22 protein-coding genes and 1 tRNA gene are annotated in these 20,087 nt (G+C 61.6%); 16 read left to right on the top strand and 7 right to left on the bottom strand.

Translation table 11 applies throughout. The features are described 5' to 3' along the window. The first annotated feature begins 51 nt into the window (after window positions 1-51). The gene (locus SxD43FB_RS03755; RefSeq protein ID WP_066606283.1) at window positions 52-357 is read left to right on the top strand and encodes a conjugal transfer protein TraD; all 306 of its coding nucleotides are present in this window, start codon (window positions 52-54) and stop codon (window positions 355-357) included. Window positions 358-379: 22 nt separating this feature from the next. Further along, the gene (locus SxD43FB_RS03760; RefSeq protein WP_066606284.1) at window positions 380-628 is read left to right on the top strand and encodes a conjugal transfer protein TraD; all 249 of its coding nucleotides are present in this window, start codon (window positions 380-382) and stop codon (window positions 626-628) included. A 210-nt stretch (window positions 629-838) separates the two neighbouring features. On the opposite strand, the gene SxD43FB_RS03765 is transcribed toward SxD43FB_RS03760, so the two are convergent. Both SxD43FB_RS03765 and SxD43FB_RS25805 read right to left on the bottom strand, forming a co-directional pair. After that, window positions 839-1,027: a hypothetical protein gene (locus tag SxD43FB_RS03765; protein WP_066606286.1), complete on the bottom strand. Its 189-nt coding sequence runs from the start codon at window positions 1,025-1,027 to the stop codon at window positions 839-841. Window positions 1,028-1,524: 497 nt separating this feature from the next. Further along, window positions 1,525-1,674, bottom strand: a complete 150-nt coding sequence (locus SxD43FB_RS25805; protein WP_255245593.1) for a hypothetical protein — start codon at window positions 1,672-1,674, stop codon at window positions 1,525-1,527. Between the two features lie 695 nt (window positions 1,675-2,369). Between SxD43FB_RS25805 and SxD43FB_RS03780 the strand changes: the two genes are divergently transcribed. Then, complete coding sequence (locus tag SxD43FB_RS03780; protein WP_141249454.1) at window positions 2,370-2,642, top strand: hypothetical protein; 273 nt, start codon at window positions 2,370-2,372, stop codon at window positions 2,640-2,642. Window positions 2,643-3,469: 827 nt separating this feature from the next. On the opposite strand, the gene SxD43FB_RS03790 is transcribed toward SxD43FB_RS03780, so the two are convergent. From SxD43FB_RS03790 to SxD43FB_RS03805, 4 genes are all read right to left on the bottom strand, one after another. Next, a complete protein-coding gene (locus tag SxD43FB_RS03790; RefSeq protein WP_082679147.1) occupies window positions 3,470-4,048 on the bottom strand; it encodes a sigma-70 region 4 domain-containing protein in 579 nt (192 codons plus the stop codon). Then, complete coding sequence (locus tag SxD43FB_RS03795; protein ID WP_066606297.1) at window positions 4,041-4,964, bottom strand: DNA-binding protein; 924 nt, start codon at window positions 4,962-4,964, stop codon at window positions 4,041-4,043. The genes SxD43FB_RS03790 and SxD43FB_RS03795 overlap by 8 nt, the downstream gene beginning before the upstream one ends. Continuing rightward, window positions 4,961-6,169 (bottom strand): hypothetical protein, encoded by a 1,209-nt coding sequence (locus tag SxD43FB_RS25120; protein WP_176482667.1) that lies wholly within the window; start codon window positions 6,167-6,169, stop codon window positions 4,961-4,963. Before SxD43FB_RS25120 ends, SxD43FB_RS03795 begins: the two co-directional genes overlap by 4 nt. 463 nt (window positions 6,170-6,632) lie before the next feature. Then, window positions 6,633-8,399: a ParB/RepB/Spo0J family partition protein gene (locus SxD43FB_RS03805; RefSeq protein ID WP_066606300.1), complete on the bottom strand. Its 1,767-nt coding sequence runs from the start codon at window positions 8,397-8,399 to the stop codon at window positions 6,633-6,635. A gap of 1,544 nt (window positions 8,400-9,943) precedes the next feature. Here SxD43FB_RS03805 and SxD43FB_RS03810 point away from each other — a divergent pair. The 9 genes from SxD43FB_RS03810 (at window position 9,944) to SxD43FB_RS03845 (ending at window position 15,551) form a co-directional block, all read left to right on the top strand. Beyond that, window positions 9,944-10,183 carry an AlpA family transcriptional regulator gene (locus SxD43FB_RS03810; RefSeq protein WP_066606304.1) on the top strand — a complete coding sequence of 80 codons (240 nt, stop codon included), beginning with the start codon at window positions 9,944-9,946 and terminating at the stop codon, window positions 10,181-10,183. After that, window positions 10,170-10,367, top strand: coding sequence for a hypothetical protein (locus tag SxD43FB_RS03815; protein WP_066606307.1), 198 nt, complete (start codon window positions 10,170-10,172; stop codon window positions 10,365-10,367). Before SxD43FB_RS03810 ends, SxD43FB_RS03815 begins: the two co-directional genes overlap by 14 nt. A 44-nt stretch (window positions 10,368-10,411) precedes the next feature. Next, window positions 10,412-10,696 carry a DUF6516 family protein gene (locus SxD43FB_RS03820; protein WP_066606313.1) on the top strand — a complete coding sequence of 95 codons (285 nt, stop codon included), beginning with the start codon at window positions 10,412-10,414 and terminating at the stop codon, window positions 10,694-10,696. Further along, window positions 10,693-11,034: a transcriptional regulator gene (locus SxD43FB_RS03825; protein WP_056683795.1), complete on the top strand. Its 342-nt coding sequence runs from the start codon at window positions 10,693-10,695 to the stop codon at window positions 11,032-11,034. The genes SxD43FB_RS03820 and SxD43FB_RS03825 overlap by 4 nt, the downstream gene beginning before the upstream one ends. 29 nt (window positions 11,035-11,063) lie before the next feature. Next, on the top strand, window positions 11,064-12,704 hold the full coding sequence (locus SxD43FB_RS03830; protein WP_096061056.1) for a recombinase family protein: 1,641 nt from the start codon (window positions 11,064-11,066) through the stop codon (window positions 12,702-12,704). A gap of 74 nt (window positions 12,705-12,778) precedes the next feature. Next, window positions 12,779-13,108 (top strand): hypothetical protein, encoded by a 330-nt coding sequence (locus tag SxD43FB_RS03835; protein ID WP_096061057.1) that lies wholly within the window; start codon window positions 12,779-12,781, stop codon window positions 13,106-13,108. A 105-nt stretch (window positions 13,109-13,213) separates the two neighbouring features. Further along, window positions 13,214-13,294: transfer RNA gene (locus SxD43FB_RS25125), tRNA-OTHER, on the top strand. Between the two features lie 228 nt (window positions 13,295-13,522). Then, window positions 13,523-14,917 (top strand): amino acid permease, encoded by a 1,395-nt coding sequence (locus SxD43FB_RS03840; RefSeq protein ID WP_096061058.1) that lies wholly within the window; start codon window positions 13,523-13,525, stop codon window positions 14,915-14,917. A gap of 10 nt (window positions 14,918-14,927) precedes the next feature. Further along, on the top strand, window positions 14,928-15,551 hold the full coding sequence (locus SxD43FB_RS03845; RefSeq protein ID WP_096061059.1) for an energy transducer TonB: 624 nt from the start codon (window positions 14,928-14,930) through the stop codon (window positions 15,549-15,551). Between the two features lie 17 nt (window positions 15,552-15,568). Here the strand turns inward: SxD43FB_RS03845 and SxD43FB_RS03850 are convergent, their stop codons facing one another. Beyond that, on the bottom strand, window positions 15,569-15,865 hold the full coding sequence (locus SxD43FB_RS03850; RefSeq protein ID WP_096061060.1) for a HigA family addiction module antitoxin: 297 nt from the start codon (window positions 15,863-15,865) through the stop codon (window positions 15,569-15,571). A 186-nt stretch (window positions 15,866-16,051) separates the two neighbouring features. Here SxD43FB_RS03850 and dapF point away from each other — a divergent pair, with 186 nt between their 5' ends. From dapF to ispZ, 4 genes are all read left to right on the top strand, one after another. Next, entirely contained in the window at window positions 16,052-16,852 is an 801-nt protein-coding gene (gene dapF / locus SxD43FB_RS03855) for a diaminopimelate epimerase (protein WP_096061061.1), read from the top strand. Beyond that, window positions 16,852-18,174: a tRNA (N(6)-L-threonylcarbamoyladenosine(37)-C(2))-methylthiotransferase MtaB gene (mtaB, locus tag SxD43FB_RS03860; RefSeq protein WP_096061062.1), complete on the top strand. Its 1,323-nt coding sequence runs from the start codon at window positions 16,852-16,854 to the stop codon at window positions 18,172-18,174. The genes dapF and mtaB overlap by 1 nt, the downstream gene beginning before the upstream one ends. Window positions 18,175-18,289: 115 nt before the next feature. Further along, window positions 18,290-19,222 carry a signal recognition particle-docking protein FtsY gene (ftsY, locus tag SxD43FB_RS03865; protein WP_096061204.1) on the top strand — a complete coding sequence of 311 codons (933 nt, stop codon included), beginning with the start codon at window positions 18,290-18,292 and terminating at the stop codon, window positions 19,220-19,222. 105 nt (window positions 19,223-19,327) lie between these two features. Next, a complete protein-coding gene (ispZ, locus tag SxD43FB_RS03870) occupies window positions 19,328-19,954 on the top strand; it encodes a septation protein IspZ (protein WP_096061063.1) in 627 nt (208 codons plus the stop codon). Window positions 19,955-20,087: the final 133 nt, after the last annotated feature.

The following is a 20,087-nucleotide window of genomic DNA, read 5'->3' on the forward strand; positions in this document are numbered from 1 at the left end:
GTGAGAGATCATCTTATCATAGCGCCATCAACACTCAATGGAGACTTTGCGATGCGCAAGCCCCGCGATTTTGATTCGGAACTCAAAGCCCTGGCTGACAAGGCCAAGGCGCTCAAGGAGCGGCGTGTGAGGCAACTTGGCGAATTGGTGGCCGCGACCGGGGCCGATGCGCTCGACGCCGATATACTGGCCGGGGCACTGCTCCATGTTGCCACGGTGAAGGACGCCGCGACAAAGGAGGGCTGGCGCAAGGCGGGCGTGGCGTTCTTTCTTGGCAAAGGCGGCAAGTCTGCGGGCGGACCTTCTGGCCAGCAAAGCGGTACTCTCCCACTCGACGGCGGCGCGTCATCGACTTGAGGCTCGGAAGGCACGAGCCGACATGCGGGATTGGCAGGTCAAGCGGCGGGAGAGAACGCGGCATCTGATCGAACTGGGCGGCCTCGTCATCAAGGCGGGGCTGGTCGATCTGACCGATGATGATCGCGCGACGCTCTACGGCGCGTTCCTCACCCTTGCCGACCGGCTGCGCGGAGAGGAACGCGCCAACGCGCTTGCCCTCTGGAAGCGCAAGGGGAAGCGCGGGTTCACCGCAGAGGACGCCCGAGCAAACGCAGAAATAAATCGCTGAGGCGGGGCCATCCCGACGATTGTGCAGTGGCATGAAACTGAACTATTCCACTGCATGGCTGCCGATGACTGCCGGAATGCACGCAAGCTTCCCGGTTCCGGGCACATCGGCAATGATTTCCTGCCAGTGATGGTCGAAGCTGCCTAGCCAGCGTAGGATACGCGCCTGCATATCCAGCCGTTGCGTTCACTCGCGCATGGCGACCAACGGTTATCGGAAGGCGCGCTTCTGGGCCTCATTGATCAACGTGCGCCGTTCGGTCTCCTCCGCAGCGCGCGCCATTTGTTCCCAACGTTCAGCGGACTGCTCATGCTGCCGTCGCCGGTTGGGGAGATCTGCCTTCGAAGCCGCGAGACGCTCGCTGGCGGCGTTCTGGTGGTAGAAATCGGCGGCGCTCATGTTTCCACCTCGCAAGTTGATGATCCATTACCCCGCAGCCGATGGCGAGGCGTCGCAGTGACCTCTCGCCGCTCTGTGCAACATGGTTGATCGCCAATCATAGCCGTTGTCATGTCGCAGGTAAAACTAGCGTCGTACCATCGCAATCGGCCGCTCCCTGATGGCAGCATTCGTCATGGCAAGCGACTATGCGACGGATAAAGCATCTCTGCCGCATACTCCGGCGCATCGGTCACATGCGAGGCCAGCGCGCTGCCCTAGATCGAAAGCTCAAAGCTGTCCGGCAACGCTTCAATCAGTTGGTAAGCCTCGATCGGTAAAAAGGAAGCATGCCCAGCCGAATAAATCGCCGTGTAGCTTCGCGAGAGAGCGTGTTCCTTCGGGGAAGGGCGACCGGATTCACTGCCGCCGAGCCGTCGGTGCATCGCGTGCGGAACATATCGGCGGGAGGCGCTTGCATCGATGGCGCCGGACACTTGAAGGTTGGACAGACGCTGTTACTCGACATCGGGCGCCTGGAAGAAATCGCGGCCACGACCGTTTGGGTTAGGGATGAACTGGCAGGATTGCGGTTCGCCAAGGACATCGATCCGCTGGACGCGAAAACGCGAGGCCAGGCCAGTCCACCGCGCGGCAAATTCAGCCAAGGGTGATGCCAATGTGCTGCTCGGTTCCCCGTGGTGACGTCCTCGGAACCAGGGAAGGCCAGGCGGGAAGGATGTAGACGAACAATTCGCCGAGCCGTCCGAACAAAGCGTCGCTTTCTGCTTCCATCGGCCCCTATTCCGATGGAAGGAACGGCACGGTTGTGTAACAATTGCATCGCATAGCGGTGAAAGAACACATAGGAGCGGGATGGAAGGTCAGCCGGTGAAATCGGCCATTTTGCTATCTTATTGAGGTATGCCTGTGACATCGCCGCCGCCCAACCCTGGACTGCCATTCGGACAATGGCTCGCCGAGATTGCCGAGATAAATGGCGACTTGCATAGTCTGATCATGTTTTCCAGGGCCGATCCGCTGTTCCCACGCGATGGCGAACCCGACGCCGTGCGCTCCCGCCTTCAATCGGTCTGGGCCGATCAGGACTTGCTGCCTGTTGTCGATGAAGCCGAGCGACTATGGCGTTCGACGTGTCAAGGCGACAGTAGCGGGGTTACTCCGTCCGGCAAACTGCGGAAATAGCGCTGGCCGATCTCTGATAACAACGCTTCGTTAATCACTTTTTCATGATTATACGCAAAACCATTAATGCGTCCTTACGGTCCCCACCAGGGCGTGCTTCGATCAGACCCCGGCGCCCCCCCCTTTTGTGGCGTCGGGGTTAACCGATGTGGAATTGATGGCCGAATATCTTGTTTCCTGCGTTCAGCGCGATCTAACAAAACTGAATCACCCTTTGTACCGCCTCGGTGGTCGAGATCACGAAACCATGCAACGGTGGAACCGAGATGTCTCTATGGTCATCGACCTGATCCGAAAGGGGGATGACAGCTTCTGGCTACAAATCGGCGCCAATCTCGTCCGGATTGAAGTGGCTGAGAAACCGCGAAGGCTTGTGTTGAGTGATGGGTTTGCGATAGATGCCCTGCTGAATCTCCCCGGCTGCTTATAGACCCAATAAGTGCCCGTGTTGACAGGATCGGCGAGATTCTGCGAAGTCTTTCTTTGCGGGGTCAGTCACAAAGCAAGGCTTCGCAGCCCGGCATAGAGCGGGGGGCATTAGCGCCGGGATAGCGCCCCTAGAAGACGGCAGATGAACCGTTTATGAAAGGTGGCGAACCGATTCCGGCACCACGATAATTCGATACTGCCCAGCTTGCCTCGATCATGACACCGCTATATGCGTGAGAGATGCCGAAGCTATGCGAAAAACTACCAGTGCCATGGGATGCTTCGGCCATCGTTGGCGTAAGGCGATCACGGGAAGGGGAGTATACGCCCGAACTGGTCGGCCTGTCGCTCAACCAGGCATTGGATCATGTTATGAACCCCAGCCACCCCATGCGGATAAAGTTTTGTATATGGGTGCGATGGGGCGATCGGGACTTCCAGATCGAACGCCGCGCTATCATGAAACTGGCATCGGCTCCCGATCGCCCTCAGATACTGGCGATAGATATCGGCGGTGCTCACGTTCCAGCCGCACAAGTCGGTGATCCAGACCAAAATACCCTCTAGCATGATGCATGCGATATTGCTCGCTATGGGCCTATCGTTCATTCCCGGTCATTCAATATTCATGCACGGCAGCTAAAAGAGGTCCGGCGAGGCCCCACAACTTGAGGACTGCATCCGGTGGGGCCTCGTTCCTTGCAGCGCCGAAGGGAGCAAACGCCCCACACTGAGGAGTCATCATGCATCGCTGATAATTCGCGGCATCGCCCGCAGTGTGATGCCTGACGAGCAGCCTCGCCTCGCCTTTTCCGTGATATATGTCGCTCAGGTCGTCAGATCCTTTGCCAATGCCCCTGCGCGCAACCATTGCTCGAACGTCATGGGCTGCCGATCGAGGGAGCGAACCACATACAGCATCCTGCGGCGGACGACGAAGGGCAGTGTCCACATGCGTTTGGCTATCTGCCGGTAGTTGAGGCCATCGACGCGACTGAGAAGAAAGGTTTCGAGAACCGGCGCGGGCAGCGTCTGGAGAAAGGCGATGTTGACGATCAGGTCGTCATCGCACCCGCTATCCCAGGCCAGCGGTTCGCTATGGCCCAAAGCGCGCAAGCGCTCCTGGCACGAGGCGCGATAACGGCGGCGCAGGTCGCTTTCGGCAGGCGCGATGTCCGTATTTCTCCAACGCTTCGACACGCCGCCATCCAGGATCGCGGCGATCATGCCCAGCGCTTCAGCCACGCATGCCTGAACTGCGCTGTCGCTGATGGACAAGCGATGAGCGATTTCGGCGTAAGAGAGGTCGTCCACGCGGTGCATCAGGAATATCGCGCGCGTCACGACCGGAAGTCGCGCCACGGCGGCGTCATAGGCCGCACGCAATTGGTGGGATGGCTCACCCATGCGCAGTCTCCCCGATAGCGGTAGCTATTGCGTCAAGTCTTTCGCGGCATCTGGTTTCCACCAGATGGTTCAGCGTTGCGGCACGCTCCATCGCCCATGCCAATTCCTCCCGGCTGATGCGGAAGTTCCGGCCGTAACGGACCTCGACATAAGCGCGACGAATGCAGCCGAAAACACGGCGCTCGAACAGGGTGTCGCGCGGCCATGCCTTGGCAAGTTCCCTATCAAGTTCTTCAGCCACCTCGCGCAATTCGTCGAGTGCGTGGGTGCGTAGCCCGTGCAGGGCGAGTGACCAAGCCACACACTGATAGAGATGCTCGCAGGCCTGATGCAGCAGCAGCGCTGCCATCGGCATATTGTCCCGCCTTTGATAGAATGCTGCACCCAACAGGAATTCCGTCGCACGCCCATGCCAACGGGCAAACTCCGCTTTTCCATGTTCATGATGACGGGCGGCAGGCAATGTGCGTGGCGACTCCATTCGCGCGCTGCTCGCCTCATAAAGCGCGATGCCCTCGGTCGCGATCGTGACAAACCATGGCACGCCATGAACGAGCGCGTGGTTCACGTGGCTCAGGCTGTGTACGCAGAGCCGCACCGGATGCGTGATTTCACCCAATTCCCACCCCCGGCGGAGCCGATCGCGCACCGCCGTCCAATCGCCGCGGCGGGCAGCAAGCTTGTTGTGGTTGACGATCGCGAGCAACCGAATCGGCGCGGCGGGAGGAGCGAATGCCCAATTCTGCGCCGCATGATGGCCATAAAGGATCAACTTGACGATATGGCCTGATTTGTAGCGTTCAGTGCGCTTGCCCGCGAGCATGGCGTCGAACCCCTCAAACAGCAGCGCGGCAATTCGGCGGACCTCCTGCTGCATGGCAAATGGCAGATGGTCGAGATCGGTGCGCAACATCATGCACCCCTCTCCCCCGGCAGGCCGGTGTAGCCGGTGATCCGTCCCACAGCGTTGAGCAATGTCGCGACCGTCTCCACGATCTCGGCGGGCGGAATGACGGCAAGCACGGCGCGCGCCTGATCGGGCGTTCGTCCTTGACGGTGATAGCGCGACAGCGGCGGGATCAGCCGCGCCAGTTCCGGCGAGGGCGGCGGCATTCCGTTTGCCTGCGCCTCTTCCAGCTCCCGCTCAAGATCGAGGCCGATATGCTGGCGGTTCCACTCGTCGGAACAACCTGCGCGAAGCAGGAGCGTCTTTAGCGCAAACTCGCTCGCATTGGCCGCTTCGCGCACGACGAGCGAGGGACGATCACGCGCATGCCCTTCCACCATCAGCCCCACGAAATCCACCGCGCGGCGATAAAATGTCACGGCCAGGATACGGTCGAAGTCGCCGGGACGGTGATAGAGGTCGAGATTATGGCGGGGATGCTGGCCAAGGCCGGGACGCAGGGACTGGGGCTGTGCATCGTCGCCAAGGCGGGCCAGCAATGCGCCGAACGCCTCCGACAGATGCATTTCGGCTTCTGCGGCGCTGGCGTGCAGCTTGTTGGCGATCCGGGCGAGGTCAAAACCACGGCGGCGGTATTGGGCGAACGCCGCGCTCTGCGGCTCGTCCAGCGCGTCGGCCCCCGCCGTGATCCGGTCATGGATCGTTTGGCGTTCGGCACTTGGCGGGTCCATCGCCCGGTCGAAGAGAATGATCCCACCGTCATAGCGCTTGGCCAGCCAGGGATTGGTAAGATGAAAGCGTCCGGCCTCGGCAATGGTGAAGACGGAAAGCTCGACGGCTATTGCCCGACCCAGTTCCGATTTAAGCACGGCCTGGGCGCGGCCCCAGTAGCGTTCCAGTCCCTTATAGGCCTCATGATCGACAAAGCCCCAGATGTCGAAGACGAGCGGTTCGTTGCCCCATTTCACCGGCTTGCCCGTGTCGGCATGGTCGCCTACCAGCATCAACCAGTGCAGCGTCCCGCGCCTCGGCGCGCTGCTGCGGCGATCGACGAAGTAGGCGCGCAATATCCGTACAGCGCGTTCCATCGCCATTCGGCCGAAGGCATCGAGATGAAGCACGCGTGCCAGGACGCGCTCGCGCATCTCATTGTGATCGCGCGTCGCGCGCCGTTGGTCCGCACCATGGGCCAGCGCATCATGGTTGTCGTCCATAAGACCTCCACTCCGCATCCATGGCGGATGAGGCGGAAGCGACGGGGTGGATGCGGCATTGGTCCCGAACTCCCGCGCGCTGGGCGCGGGAGCCGCCGGAACTGCTAACATGCCAGAGACATGCGCCGCCGCCTTTGACCCGAAGGTTTGGACATACGCGACGGCATCCCGGAAAACGAGGTTTCCGAGTTGGTTCTCTGGGCAGGATTAGCAGTCCTGGCGCTGCCTTTTGCGCAACGCGCGGACAGCTTATCAAAAAATGGGTGCGAAACAAAGAGGGGACAGGATTGGCGGTTTGTAGCCAACCGTCTGTGGAATGTCGTTCTTTGGTTCCAGCAAGAAACGAACCGCCCCGGCTTGGCCGGGGCGGTTTTTTCAAATCGGGATCGATCGTGCCCGTCCCGGTCGCGCGCTTGCGGACGCGAGGAACCCGGAGGCGAAGCCGCCTCCGGGTCGGGCAAGGTCAGGCGGCTTTGGCCATTGGCTGCGCCTTCTTTTCATCGGCGGCTTTGGCGGTATCGAACAGTGGCGCAATCGCATTCCACCGCTCGGCACTGCCGACGCCGCCCCGGTCGGTATAGGTTGACGGGGGAAAGGCCATCCAGCGCGGCACCCAGCCATCCACTTTGGTGCGTCCGCCCGTTCCCGCAAGACAATCGCGCACGATCTGGCGCTGCACCCTGACGCTCTCCCCGGCATTGGCCGTCGCTACGGCATCGCCAGCGACCTCTCCGACAATACGGCCGATCACTTGCTTGGCGCGGATGCTATCGAGCAGTGCATCATCGGCCTGCCAGACCGCCGCCATATCGACGCGGAGCAACGCGCCCACCAACTCGACTATTGCGCTTCCTGCCGTCAGCGTCTCGCCCATCACGATCGCGAGGATCGACAGCACCGCTTCGTCGGGCAGCTTCAACAGGCGCAAGAACAGCCCCGGCAGTCCATCATCCCCGATATAGCCGTTCGTCACGGTAGGCGTTTCGGTATCGAAGCCCAGCAACGCCAGAACCCCGCGCCGTCCGGCGTCAAACATCGCTTCCGAAACACAGACCTCCACGCTCTCGGCGATGGCGTCCGTGCTGGCGCGCTGCTTCTCCACGTCCACCCGCCACATCGGCGAACCGACAATGGCATGAGCCACCATCAGGCGTAGCGCCATGGCAGGCTGTGAGAGCAAGGCGGCGCGCACAGCGGCATGGCGGTGAAGATCGACATAGTTCTGGATCGGCGCGCTAATCTCTGGGCGCACTGGCTTGGTTCCGGCGTCGTCCCCTTCAACATGCTTCTTGCGCCTCCGGACTTCTTTGGTGGTCAGATACCCCTCATGGAAGGTGACTTCGCCGCGATGGCTGATGGCGACATAAACCCGTCCGCCTCTCTTCTTGGGGCAGCGCTCATGCTCCCATGTGTGGAAATACGCACCGCGTTCCATGACGACGACCTCCGGCCATCCTGCCTCCCGATAGCTTGCGGCTCGTTCCTCGACCGCCGCCATCTGTGCCGTCCAGAAATCGGAGGGAGAGGCGAAATAGCTGTCCTCCCCAAACAGGTCGGAGACGATCTCGCCGGAATAGCTGGTGAGGTCGAATAGCGCGACCTTGGTGGAAATGGCCGCGCCGCCCATCAGCCATGATTTGAGATTCTGACCCATGGGGGCGTGATCGTTCTCACTGTCGAACAATGCCAGCCAGTCCCGCTGTTGCCCCTTGGTGGCAAGGGTCAGGTGCCGCACGGTGAGCGCATCTATCCTCTCGGCCCGATAGAGATTGCGGATGCGGGGCATGAGATTGCCCAACGCAAGGGTGCGCTTCACCTGCAATGCGGTCAGGCCGAAGGTAAGGGAAATGTCCTCCACATTGCGGCCTTCCCGGACCAGCCGCGTAAAGGTTTCGCATTGGGTCATTTCATCGGGGTCGAGCCGGGCGATATTCTCGATAAGCGAGGCCTCCAGCGCCGCCGCATCGTCGCCCGCTTCCATGACGGCGCAGGGCAACGGGTCGATGCTCCCGCTTTCCTCCGCCACGGCCAGCGCTGCATGATAGCGCCGCTTGCCTGCCACGATTTCATAGGTGTCTGGCGATCCATTCTGCCGCACGATCAGCGGCACAAGGATGCCCCGCGCGCGAACGGACGGGAGGATATTGGTGAGGTCCGGTGCCTTCCTGATGCCCCGCATATTGGCAGGCGAGACCGAGAGGCAGGCGATATCGATATGCTTGAGTTCCATTGTCCTTACTCCTTGCCAAAACACCGGCCCCGAAGAGCGGGGTGGGCGGCGAGAGCGACCGGAAGGCGCGTCGGCAGAGGCGGGCTGCACCTGCAAGGCTGAAACGAAGAGGAAGACCCGGCACCGCCGGGTTGCGGTCCGCCGCGACGGGCCTAGAGGGTAGCGACGCCCACACCGCTTGCCGGAGCCGCTTAACGCCATCGCGGTCGCCGCGATGTCCCCATGGGGATTGACCTGGCAATCCCCGCGTCATGCGATCGTGACGCCGAAGGCGACGAGACGGCGCGCAGCGGTGGCTCGGTGGAGCGAAGCGGAATAGAGCGCGGCCCGTGCGGAATGCGCGGGGACGCCCGCCATCGGTTCATGAGAACAAGCCCTGCCATGGCGACCTTGCAGCGAGCTGTTGTAAGGGGGGCTTCCAATCAATTCCATGTTGGCAGAAAGCCCTGTGTGTTAAAGTCAGGCGGGCGCGAACATGCCACTATCCCCGACGTAGGCTTACCCCGCTGGGAGCCACAACGGAATAGATTGGCATTTCATCTGCGTTGCATCGCACGGATACGGCTGAGCGGGCGACGGTTTGGGACAGTAATGGCACTTTGCAGCACCGTGTCGCCCAAAAGGAGATTGGAACTGTTGGATGTGAAGCGGCCACCGAAGCGAGCGCGACAGGCTCAATGCGCTGTCTGCGGGCGGCGTATGTCGGGAAAATGGGCTAAGCTGGATGGAGTGATGACCCTCATGCCTCGTTTTCACAGCAGGATTGGAGGTCGCACCTGTCTAGGAACCCGCCAAGCCGCAATTCTTCTCGATCATCTATGTGCGGATGAGGCGGGCCATTTTTGACCACATGATTATGTGGCAACTGCGGTGAAGATCACCCGTTCTTTTGTGGCGGTGAATGGAAGGCCCCTTAACCCGCGCAACCTCGACGCCTGCTTGCAGCGTCGATAGCTTTTACCGGTTCCCGCCACATCTCTTTTATCGCGGCGATGGTGGTGGGGACACATCATTCTACAGCGACGCGTAGCAATAGCGCAGTCGGACGTTTTCGGCGCGTCAATTCGGCCTGCGCGGCTGTAAGGCAGGAAGCGCCCCCATCATGCCAACATAGCAGGCGCGCCTCGGCAGTTTTAAAACACAATTGGAAGAATTAGCGCGATATTGGCGCAGTCGGCACTTCAGTACCCGCGCCCTTGCGGGGTGGGATCGTTTGAGGCAGATTGATTCGCGACGGGCAGGCCATCGAAAAGGACGATGGATATGCTAAATACATCATAGCTCAGACGATCTGCGGGGACCGGCGAGCGTAAAAATCGTGGCAATCAGGCAACAGTGCCTGAGAAAATGCGCATGGATGATGAGGCAGGCAAATCCCCGCCAATTCCCTCTACGTCCGCCGATGTCCCTCACCGTCCCTCTACAGCCCTACGACATGTATCCGGGCGGCCTGACAGGCTGCAATGGATGTCTTGTCTTGCGCGGAAACTCCGCCAATTCTGGCTTTAGGGGGCTTTGGCAACGCATGACTTGAAAGCTCTCTTATGCCCAACACCGATCGTATCATTCGCCTCAAAACCGTTCTCGACCGCACCGGCCTTTCCCGGTCCACCATTTACCGCAAGATCGCGGAAGGGACATTCCCCCGGCAAGTGCCAATCAGCGTCCATGGCGCTGGCTGGCATGAGTCCGCCGTCAATCGCTGGGTCGCCGATCCCGGCGCTTACCGGCCGGACAACGACAATCCTCCATCGCTTGGGAAGTCCAGTCATGGAGAAGGGTGACAACGCCGCGCCGCCCAATCGATTGGCCGCCGCCAACGATAACGGGACGGGCACTGAGCCGCCCAGCGTGGACATAGATGCGGCGCTGATCCGCATCGCGGAGTCTATCGGTCGCCATATTGCGCGCCAACATATCCGCGCGTGCAGGGCCGCCAATGACAATGAGCCGGAAGGAACGGATTGATGGAGCTATTGACATCAATGCCATTCGATGGCATATAATCCATCATGAAGGCGGAACCGTTGCTCAACGAACGTCACCAGCTTGATGCGAAGTCCTTTGTAGAGCTTCGTATCTGGCGGGTGCCGCAGCCGGTGAAGGGATCGATACACGATCTCAAATATGCCCTCGCCTATATTGTCGATGGCGTCTGCGTGCTGCGCTACGACAATGAGGCCGGCAAGAGCGATCATCGGCATATCGGCGAGAGCGAAACGGCCTATGCCTTCACGACGCCCGCCGCATTGCTGGCGGACTTCTGGAAGGACGTGGACCAATGGAGGCAAAAATGAACATCGTAACGCTCTCCGTCGCCAGCCGCGACGATGTGACGCGCCGTGCGCTTGCCGCTTTCGGGGGCGAGGCCCAGGGCGCGCATCATAGCTTCGCCAGTCCCGATCTGTTGTGGCAGACGCTCACCCGCAAGCGCTGGGATTTGATCCAGGCGATGACCGGGCAAGGCGTCATGTCGATCCGTGAGGCTGCGCGGCGCGTGGGCCGGGACATGAAGGCGGTGCATGGCGACGTGCAGGCACTCATCGGCGCTGGTGTAATCCATAAGGAAGGGCGCGGCATCGTCTTTCCCTATGACGGCGTCCATGTCGATTTCATGCTGACCAAGGCTGCCTGACGGCGGAACGGATCGCAGGAGCTTTTCTCATGACCCGCATTGCCCTTTATGCCCGTTACTCCTCGGACCAGCAGAGCGCCGCATCGATCGAGGATCAGCTTCGCATCTGCCGCGAGCGCGCCGAGCGTGAGGGCTGGCATGTCGTCCACAGCTATCAGGATGCCGCGATATCGGGTGCGAGCATGATCCTGCGTCCGGGCATTCAATCGCTTCTCCAGGACGCACAGGCGGGGAAGGTCGACATCGTTATTTCCGAAGCGCTCGACCGTGTGTCGCGCGATCAGGCGGATGTGGCGACGCTCTACAAGCATCTTCAGTTTGCGCGCGTGCCGCTGGTGACGCTGGCCGAAGGCGAGATCAGCGAATTGCATGTCGGCCTCAAGGGCACGATGAACGCGCTGTTCCTCAAGGACTTGGCGAAGAAGACCCATCGCGGGCAGCGCGGGCGCGTCGAAAAGGGGTTTTCGGCGGGGCCGGTGGGTTATGGCTACCGCACGGTGCGGCGGCTCTCGAGCGAAGGCGAGCTGGTGAGGGGCGAATGCCGGATCGCGCCGGCAGAGGCGCCCATTGTGGAGCGCATCTTCCGCGAGTTCGCGGCGGGCAAGAGTCCGCGCGGCATCGCGCGTGACCTGAACCGGGACGGCATTCCCGGTCCATCCGGCCGCCCCTGGAGCGACACGACCATACGCGGCAAGCCCAAGCTGGGCATCGGCATCCTCAACAACGAGATGTATGTCGGCGTGCGGGTCTGGAATCGCAAGCAGGCCGTCAAGGACCCGCGCACGGGACAGACCGTGCGGCGTCCCAATCCCGAATCCGAATGGGTCCGGGTCGAAGTGCCTGGCCTGCGAATAGTCAGTGACGATATGTGGCAGGCGGTGAAGCGGCGGCGAGATGTGCTGGTCGAGCAATATAAGCCGCTGCTCGATGGCCTTCGTGCGGCGCAGGCGAGCCGGATGCACCGTGCCCGTCGTCCCGTCACTCTGCTATCGGGCCTTGTCGAATGCGGCGTTTGCGGCGGCACGGTCGGCTTGGCGGTCAACGGGCGGTTTGGCTGTATCAATCACCATCGCCGCCATATCTGCGCCAACAACCGCACTATCCTTCGCAAAAAGCTGGAAGAGCGGGCGCTTGCGGGTCTGCGCGAACGGCTGGTGTCGCCGGAGAAGGTGCAGGCGGCGGTCGCCGCTTACGCCGAACATATCAACCGAGAGAACCGTGAACAGCGGGTGCAGATCGAAGCCGACCGCCGCGCGCTGGACAAGATCGAGCGCGCCATTGCCGGGATCATGACAGCGATCGAGGACGGGCTGTACCAGCCCACGATGAAGGCCCGCATGGCGGAACTGGAGCGGCAGAAGGCCGAAATCGCTACCCGCATGGCGTCGGCCCCGCAGGCTGTTCCAGACGTTCATCCCGGCATCGCTGGAATCTACGAACGGGAGGTAGAGCGATTCACCCAAGCGCTCGAAGACCCGGAAACCCGGCTCGACGCCTCCGACGCCATTCGGTCGCTCATTCACCGGATTGTCCTGCATCCTGGCGACAAGTGGGGCGAAATCCATGCCACGCTACACGGCGCCCTCATGGGCATCCTCGACTTTGCAAAGGAAACCCCTCGACCCGCCCCCGTTGTTACGACAAAGGTGGCTCAGGGTTCGCTGGGGTGACGGTAAGGGTGGATTTGCGACGGTCCGCTTATGGGCTAGTATCGCGAGATCAACATCACCCATACAGGCAACATATGAGCTATCGGATATTCTATCACCATGGCCCTGAGCTTGGCTTGGCAACGCAAGTGGCAAAGGGTGCGCTGGACATCGAAGAAAACGCTATCACTATAAAATCAGGCGGAGATTCCTATCCAATTGCATTCCACGACATTCAAGATGTCCAACTGATCCGCCTGCACAAAATCGGTCGCGTCATTCGCTTAAAGCATAATAAAGGAACGCATTTCGTGTCTGTCATACGGTTTATGATAGGGCAGTTCGCGCTAATCAATTTCCTTGCCACTGGAAGGGTGTTTGATCGGATACAAAGTGCGGTGCTCAGCAAAAATAATCCGGCATGATTTGTCTGCTTCCTGAAATTAGGCCTGTTCCCATGCGCGACCGCTTCTGGCCGCTCGATGACTAGCAGCTTGGCAGTCCGATCATGGTTGCATAGAGGGTCCGCGTCCAGCGTTGGGGAATTGGTAGACCCGCGGTTACAACCGCCCTGCTTCGGCAGATTGCAAGTTCGAACCTTGCCGCTGGACAACCAATCTCTGACCGGTTTTGGGATGTAGAAATGCTCGCACGAATGGCATTTTCTGCTCCTCATCACGCATCGCTGTCCTATCGGCACCTGAGCCGCTATACTCCCCCCGCACCCCATGCGCTCCGCCCCCGACTTTCCGATAGGATCAAGGCCGCGTAATTTTATGTCGAAATGTGCGGGAAATGTGCGAAGCTAAGGGCGACAAGATGAGGGGAGCCCGAGACATATGAGTTGGACACGCCGCAAGTCGATCGAAGCGATGACGCCGACGGGGGACCAGCATCGCCTGGCCCGCACCCTGTCCTGGCCGCATCTGCTGGCGCTGGGCGTCGGCGCGATCGTCGGCACCGGCATCCTGACCCTGATCGGCGTCGGCGCGGACCGCGCTGGCCCTGCCGTCCTCCTCTCCTTCGCCATAGCCGGCGCGATCTGCGCCTGCGCCGCGCTCGCCTATGCCGAACTTTCGACCATGATGCCCGCCGCGGGCAGCGCCTATAGCTACTCCTATGTGGCGCTGGGCGAAGGCATCGCCTGGATCGTGGGATGGAGCCTGATCCTCGAATATAGCCTTGTCGTCTCGACCGTAGCGGTCGGCTGGTCGGGCTATGCCGCGCCGCTGCTGACCGGGATCGGCTTTCCCGAAAGACTGACGCAAGGGCCGGAACTGGGCGGCCTCGTCAACCTGCCCGCCATCTTCATCATCGCGGTGGTCGCAGGCCTGCTGATGCTCGGCACCCATGAAAGCGCGCGCCTCAACAGCATCCTCGTCCTCATCAAGATCGCGACCCTGAGCCTCTTCGTCTGGGTCGCCCTGCCCGTTTTCGATGCGCAGAATCTTGAGCCCTTCATGCCCTTCGGCTTCGCCAAGGATATGGGACCGGACGGGGTCGAGCGCGGCGTCATGGCGGCGGCGGCGATCATCTTCTTCGCCTTCTACGGCTTCGACGCCATTTCCACCGCAGCAGAGGAAGCCAAGAACCCGGACCGCGACCTCGCCATCGGCATCGTCGGCTCGCTGGTCGTCTGCACCCTGATCTATGTCCTGGTCGCCGCCGCCGCGATTGGCGCCATGCCCTTCACCCGCTTTGCCGACAGCCCCGAACCCCTCGCGCTGATCCTGCGCGAAATGGGTCGCGGAGAGGTGGCGCGGATCGTCGCCATAGCCGCCGTCATCGCCCTGCCGACCGTGCTGCTGGGCTTCCTCTACGGCCAGAGCCGCATCTTCCTGGTCATGGCGCGCGACGGTTTCCTGCCCCAAAGCCTCGCCAAAATCTCCAGGCGCGGCACCCCTGTGCGCATCACCATCGTCACTGCCGTCTTGGTCGCCATCATCGCGGGCCTGCTCCCCATCGATGAGATCGCCGCCCTCGCCAATGCCGGCACCCTGATCGCCTTCACCGCGGTCGGTGCCTGCCTCCTCGTCCTGCGCCGCCGCAGCCCCGACCTCCGCCGCCCCTTCCGCACGCCCGCCGCCTGGTTCGTCGGGTTAGGCGCAATCGCAGGTTGCGCCTATCTGTTCATCAGCCTGCCGACGGACACGATCTTGGCGTGCTTCGGGTGGAATGCGCTGGGGCTGGTCGTGTACTTTCTGTACGGGCAGAAGCGGGCGGTGGCTGCATGAGGGGTAGAGAATGAGCATATTGCTGGGACTGATGCTGGCCAGCGCACTGACACAGGCCAAGCCGCTCGGCAATCCGGGGCAATGGTTGAGCGATGCAGACTATCCGCCAGGCCCAAGAAAACGCCGTGAAGAAGGTATGGTAAGTTTTACAGTGCTAATTTCGCCTGAAGGCCGTGTCGAAAAATGCGGTGTTACTCAATCCAGCGGTTTTCCAGAATTGGATCAAACGACCTGCGCGGCGGTGCTAGTGCGAGCAAGATTCAAGCCGGCAACGGACGAAAATGGCATTGCGACTTATGCTAGCTATAATGCTCGCATCGGTTGGCTTCATCCTAATCGCACTTCCGCTCCGCGCCGTTCCCCTCCTTTCGAACCACCCATCGATATGGAACTGCAAGTCCAAAAATTGCCCAATGGAGCACAGGAAGAACGGGTCACTATCGTCACGAAGATCGACTCGACCGGCCATGTGGTCGTTTGCGAACCATCACAGTTTGTAAAATCTTTGCCTAAGTTGGTCGATGTCGCCTGCGCCCAAGCAAAAGCCAATTATGTCTCCGTCCAGACCGATGGGGAGGGCAAAGCCGTACCGACGATCAAAGGGATGCGGATATTGTTCAAGGTCGCGCGATAATGGCAGAGCTTGTCCAGTCAAGCCGCCAGCGGTTTGACATCCAACTCACCGGCATGACCCCGCGCAACGGCCAAGTCGTGGCGCATCTGCATCCGCATCAGGGTATCCGCGTCGATGCCGAACAGCTTTTCGAAGCGGATCGCCATGTCTGCCGTCAACACCTGTCGCTGGTTCAGCAATCGGCTCACCGTCTGGCGCGTTACCCCCAGATGATCGGCCAGATCACCCACCTTGAGGCCCCGCGTTTCGACCAGTTCCGTCTTGATCCAATCGCCGGGATGAACCGCCAGCGAAGCGTGCATCTTAAGCGCCATTATTGACCTCCCCCTTCCGTTCGGGCTGAGCTTGTCGAAGCCCTTTACTGAAAGCTATCGTTAATCGATTTCCAGACACCCGTGACATCATAAAATAGAGACGGCCTTCGACAAGCTCAGGCTCAACGAAATGAAGGGGAATGCCCCCACTGGCCTTTTCCCGCCCCACCCCCTACATGCGCCTTCATGGGACGCTTCTCCAAAATGCACGGCTTGGGCAATGATTTCGTCGTGATCGACGCGCGCGCCGACGCGATCGAAATGACCCCGAATCTCGCCCGCGCCATTGCCGATCGTCATGCCGGGATCGGCTGCGACCAGCTGATCCTGATCGGCAACGCTCCCGATGCGGACGTTTCGATGCAGATTTTCAACGCGGATGGCAGCGAGGTCGAGGCTTGCGGCAACGCCACCCGCTGCGTGCCTTTGTTCGTCGGCCGCGACGTGTCGATCCGCACCAAAGCAGGGCTGCTCGAAGCCAAGGCCGTCGATGGCGGCGTGAGCGTCGACATGGGCGCGCCGCGCTTCGCATGGGACGCAATCCCGCTTGCCTACCCCATGGACACACTGACTATGGGCGCGAGTTGGGAAGACCTGCCCGCCCCCGCCGCGGTCAATGTCGGCAACCCGCATGTCATCTTCTTTTTGGACGCTTGGGACGGTGTGAACTTCGAGCGGCTCGGCCCGCTCATCGAAACCGATCCGCTCTTTCCCGCCCGCATCAACGTCAATTTCGCGCAGGTCTTGGACGACAATCATATCCGCCTGATCGTGTGGGAACGCGGCGCCGGCCTCACCCGCGCCTGCGGCACCGGTGCCTGCGCCACCGCCGTCGCCGCCATCCGCCGCAAGCTGGTGCGTGGCCCCGTGACCGTGAGCCTGCCCGGCGGCGATCTGGTCATCGACTGGGCACCGGGCGGCACGATCAGCATGACCGGCCCCGCCACCCATGTCTTCGACGGCGAGGCTGACTGGTCGCGTTTCTGATGAGCGGCCCCGCCATCATCACCATGGGCTGCCGCCTCAACATTGCGGAGAGCGAGGCGATCCGTGACCTGGCGCAGGGGCAGGACAACCTGATCGTCGTCAATAGCTGCGCCGTCACCGCCGAAGCCGTGCGCCAGACCCGCCAGGCCATCCGCCGCGCCCGGCGCGAGCGGCCGGAGGCACGGATCATGGTGACGGGCTGCGCGGCGCAGACCGAGCCGGAGACCTTCGCGGCGATGACCGAAGTCGATGCGGTTATCGGCAACCGGGAGAAGCTGAACGCGGAAACCTATCTTCCGTCATCCCAGCGGAAGCTGGGATCCCCCTTTTCTTCAGCGTCATCCTCAGAAAGTGAGATGCCAGCCTTCGCTGGCATGACGGAGAAGGTGAAGGTCGCCGACATCATGGCCGTGCGCGACACCGCGCCGCATATGGCGTCCGCCTTTGCCGACCATGCCCGCGCGTTCCTGGAGGTGCAAAATGGCTGCGACCATCGCTGCACCTTCTGCATCATCCCCTATGGCCGGGGCAACAGCCGCTCCGTGCCCGCAGGCGCGGTGGTGGACAAGGCGCGCGAACTGGTCGCTGCGGGCTATCGCGAGATCGTGCTGACCGGCGTCGATGTCACCAGCTACGGCCCCGACCTGCCGGGCAGCCCGTCGCTTGGCTCCCTGGTCGAGCGCATCCTGACCGGCGCACCCGATCTCCCCCGCCTGCGCCTCTCCTCGATCGACAGCGTGGAGATAGATGACCGGCTGTTCGACCTGATCGCCCACGAACCGCGCATGATGCCGCACCTCCACCTCTCGCTGCAAGCGGGCGACGACATGATCCTCAAGCGGATGAAGCGGCGCCACAGTCGCGCCGATGCTGTCCGCATCGTTGAACGACTCAAGACTGCCCGCCCCGACATCAGCATCGGCGCGGACATCATCGCCGGTTTCCCGACCGAGGAGGATGCGATGTTCGAACGAAGCCTGGCGCTGATCGCCGACTGCGACATCGTCCATGGTCATATCTTCCCCTATTCGCCGCGCACCGGCACCCCCGCCGCGCGGATGCCACAGGTCGATCGCGCGACCATCAAGGCCCGCGCCGCCCGCCTGCGTGCCGCCTGCACGGCCCAACGGGAGGCCTGGCTGCGCAGCCTGATCGGTACGACCCAGTCGGTGCTGGTCGAACGCAGCGGACTGTCGGGCCATGCCGAAAACTTCGCACCCGTGCGCTTTGCGACCCCACAGACGCCCTCGACCATCGTCTCCGCCCGCATCACGGGGCTTGAGAAGGACACGCTGATCGCGCAAGAGGCTGTTCAAGAATGACACTCTTTTTTCCGTCATTCCCGCGCAGGCGGGAACCCATCTCCCAACCGCCGCGCTTGATGCTGCGTCGGGAGATGGATCCCCGCCTGCGCGGGGATGACGATGGTGGATGAACATGGCTGACATTTCCTGGCGCGACCGCCTCTTTGGCGGATTGAAGCGCACGTCCGACAAGCTCGGCGACAATCTCACCGGCCTGTTCGGCAAGGCCGCCCTGGACGCGCAGACGCTCGACGAGATCGAGGAAGCGCTGATCCTGTCCGACCTCGGCCCGGCCATGGCGGTGCGGGTGCGCGAGCGGCTGGCCGAAGGGCGGTTCAACAAGGAATTGACCGAAGATTATCTGCGCGAGATCATCGCGGAGGAAATCGAGAAGGTGCTGGCCCCCGTCGCCCGGCCACTGGAGATCGAAGCCTTCCCCCGGCCGCAGGTCATCCTGGTCATCGGCGTCAATGGGTCGGGCAAGACTACCACCATCGCGAAACTCGCGCATAATTTCCTGGAGCAGGATTATGGCGTGATGCTGGCGGCGGGCGATACGTTCCGCGCTGCGGCGATCGGCCAGCTCAAGGTGTGGGCCGAGCGGCTGGGCATCCCGATCGTCGCAGGCAAGGAAGGCGGAGACGCGGCGGGCATCGTGTTCGACGCGGTCAAGCAGGCGACCGCCACCGGCATCGACGTGCTGATCGTGGACACTGCAGGGCGTCTTCAGAACAAGACCGAGTTGATGGATGAACTGGCCAAGATCCGCCGCATCCTGGGCCGGTTGAACCCGGCTTCTCCGCATGATGTCGTGCTGGTGCTGGATGCGACAACGGGCCAGAATGCGCTGAACCAGATCGAAGTGTTCAAGGAGACCGCGCAGGTCACTGGCTTGGTCATGACCAAGCTGGACGGCACGGCGCGCGGCGGCGTGCTGGTCGCGGCGGCAGAGAAATTCCGCCTGCCCATCCACGCCATTGGCGTTGGGGAAAAGATCGAGGATCTGCGGCCCTTCGATCCCGGCGACATGGCGCGCGCTATCGCAGGAACAGCCTATGCCCGCTGATGCAGTCCCTTCGTCATGCCAGCGAAAGCTGGCATCTCCCTTCCTTCTGATCGCCGCGAAGAAAAGTGGGATCCCAGCGTTCGCTGGGATGACGGAGCAATTTTGATGACCCAGCGCAAATCCACGCAACAGCCCGCCCATAGCGGCACGCTCAGCCTCGCGCTCGATTTCGGGCCACTGCTGGTCTTTTTCCTCGGCTATAAATTTCTCGGCATGATCGTCGGCACGGCGGCCTTCATGATCGCCATCGTCATCGCGGTGATCGTGTCGAAATGGAAGCTGGGTCGAGTTTCGCCGATGCTCTGGCTATCGGCGGGGCTGGTGCTGTTTTTCGGCGGCCTGACCATCTATTTCCATGACGAAAGCTTCATCCAGTTGAAGCCCACCATCATCTACGCCTTTTTCGCGTTGATGCTGTTCGCGGGGCTGGCACGGGGCAAGCCGCTGCTCAAATATCTGTTGCAGGCCGCCTATGATGGCCTCAGCCACACCGGCTGGATGAAGCTGTCGCGCAATTGGGCGCTCTTCTTCGTCGCCATGGCGATCGCGAACGAAGCGATGCGCCGGTCGCTGAGCTTCGACACCTGGCTCGCGGTCAAGGTTTGGGGCGTGACGATCGTGTCGGTGATCTTCGCCGCCGCCAATATCCCGATGCTGATGCGCCATGGACTGAAACTGGGCGACGAGCCTGCCAGCGACGATCTGGGCGAGACGACCCCGCCCCAGGGTTGAGCCGCCTGCTAAGCCCTTATTTCTGCGATCGTTTCGCAATAGGCATATAGGCCTTTTTTTCCGCGTGCGGGTGCGCATATGGAAGGGCGCGGCGGCGTTTCGCGTCCCGCCTGGACCCATAATAGATCGACCG

Origin of the sequence: Sphingobium sp. D43FB (genome assembly GCF_002312805.1) — a bacterium.
Taxonomy (GTDB): domain Bacteria; phylum Pseudomonadota; class Alphaproteobacteria; order Sphingomonadales; family Sphingomonadaceae; genus Sphingobium.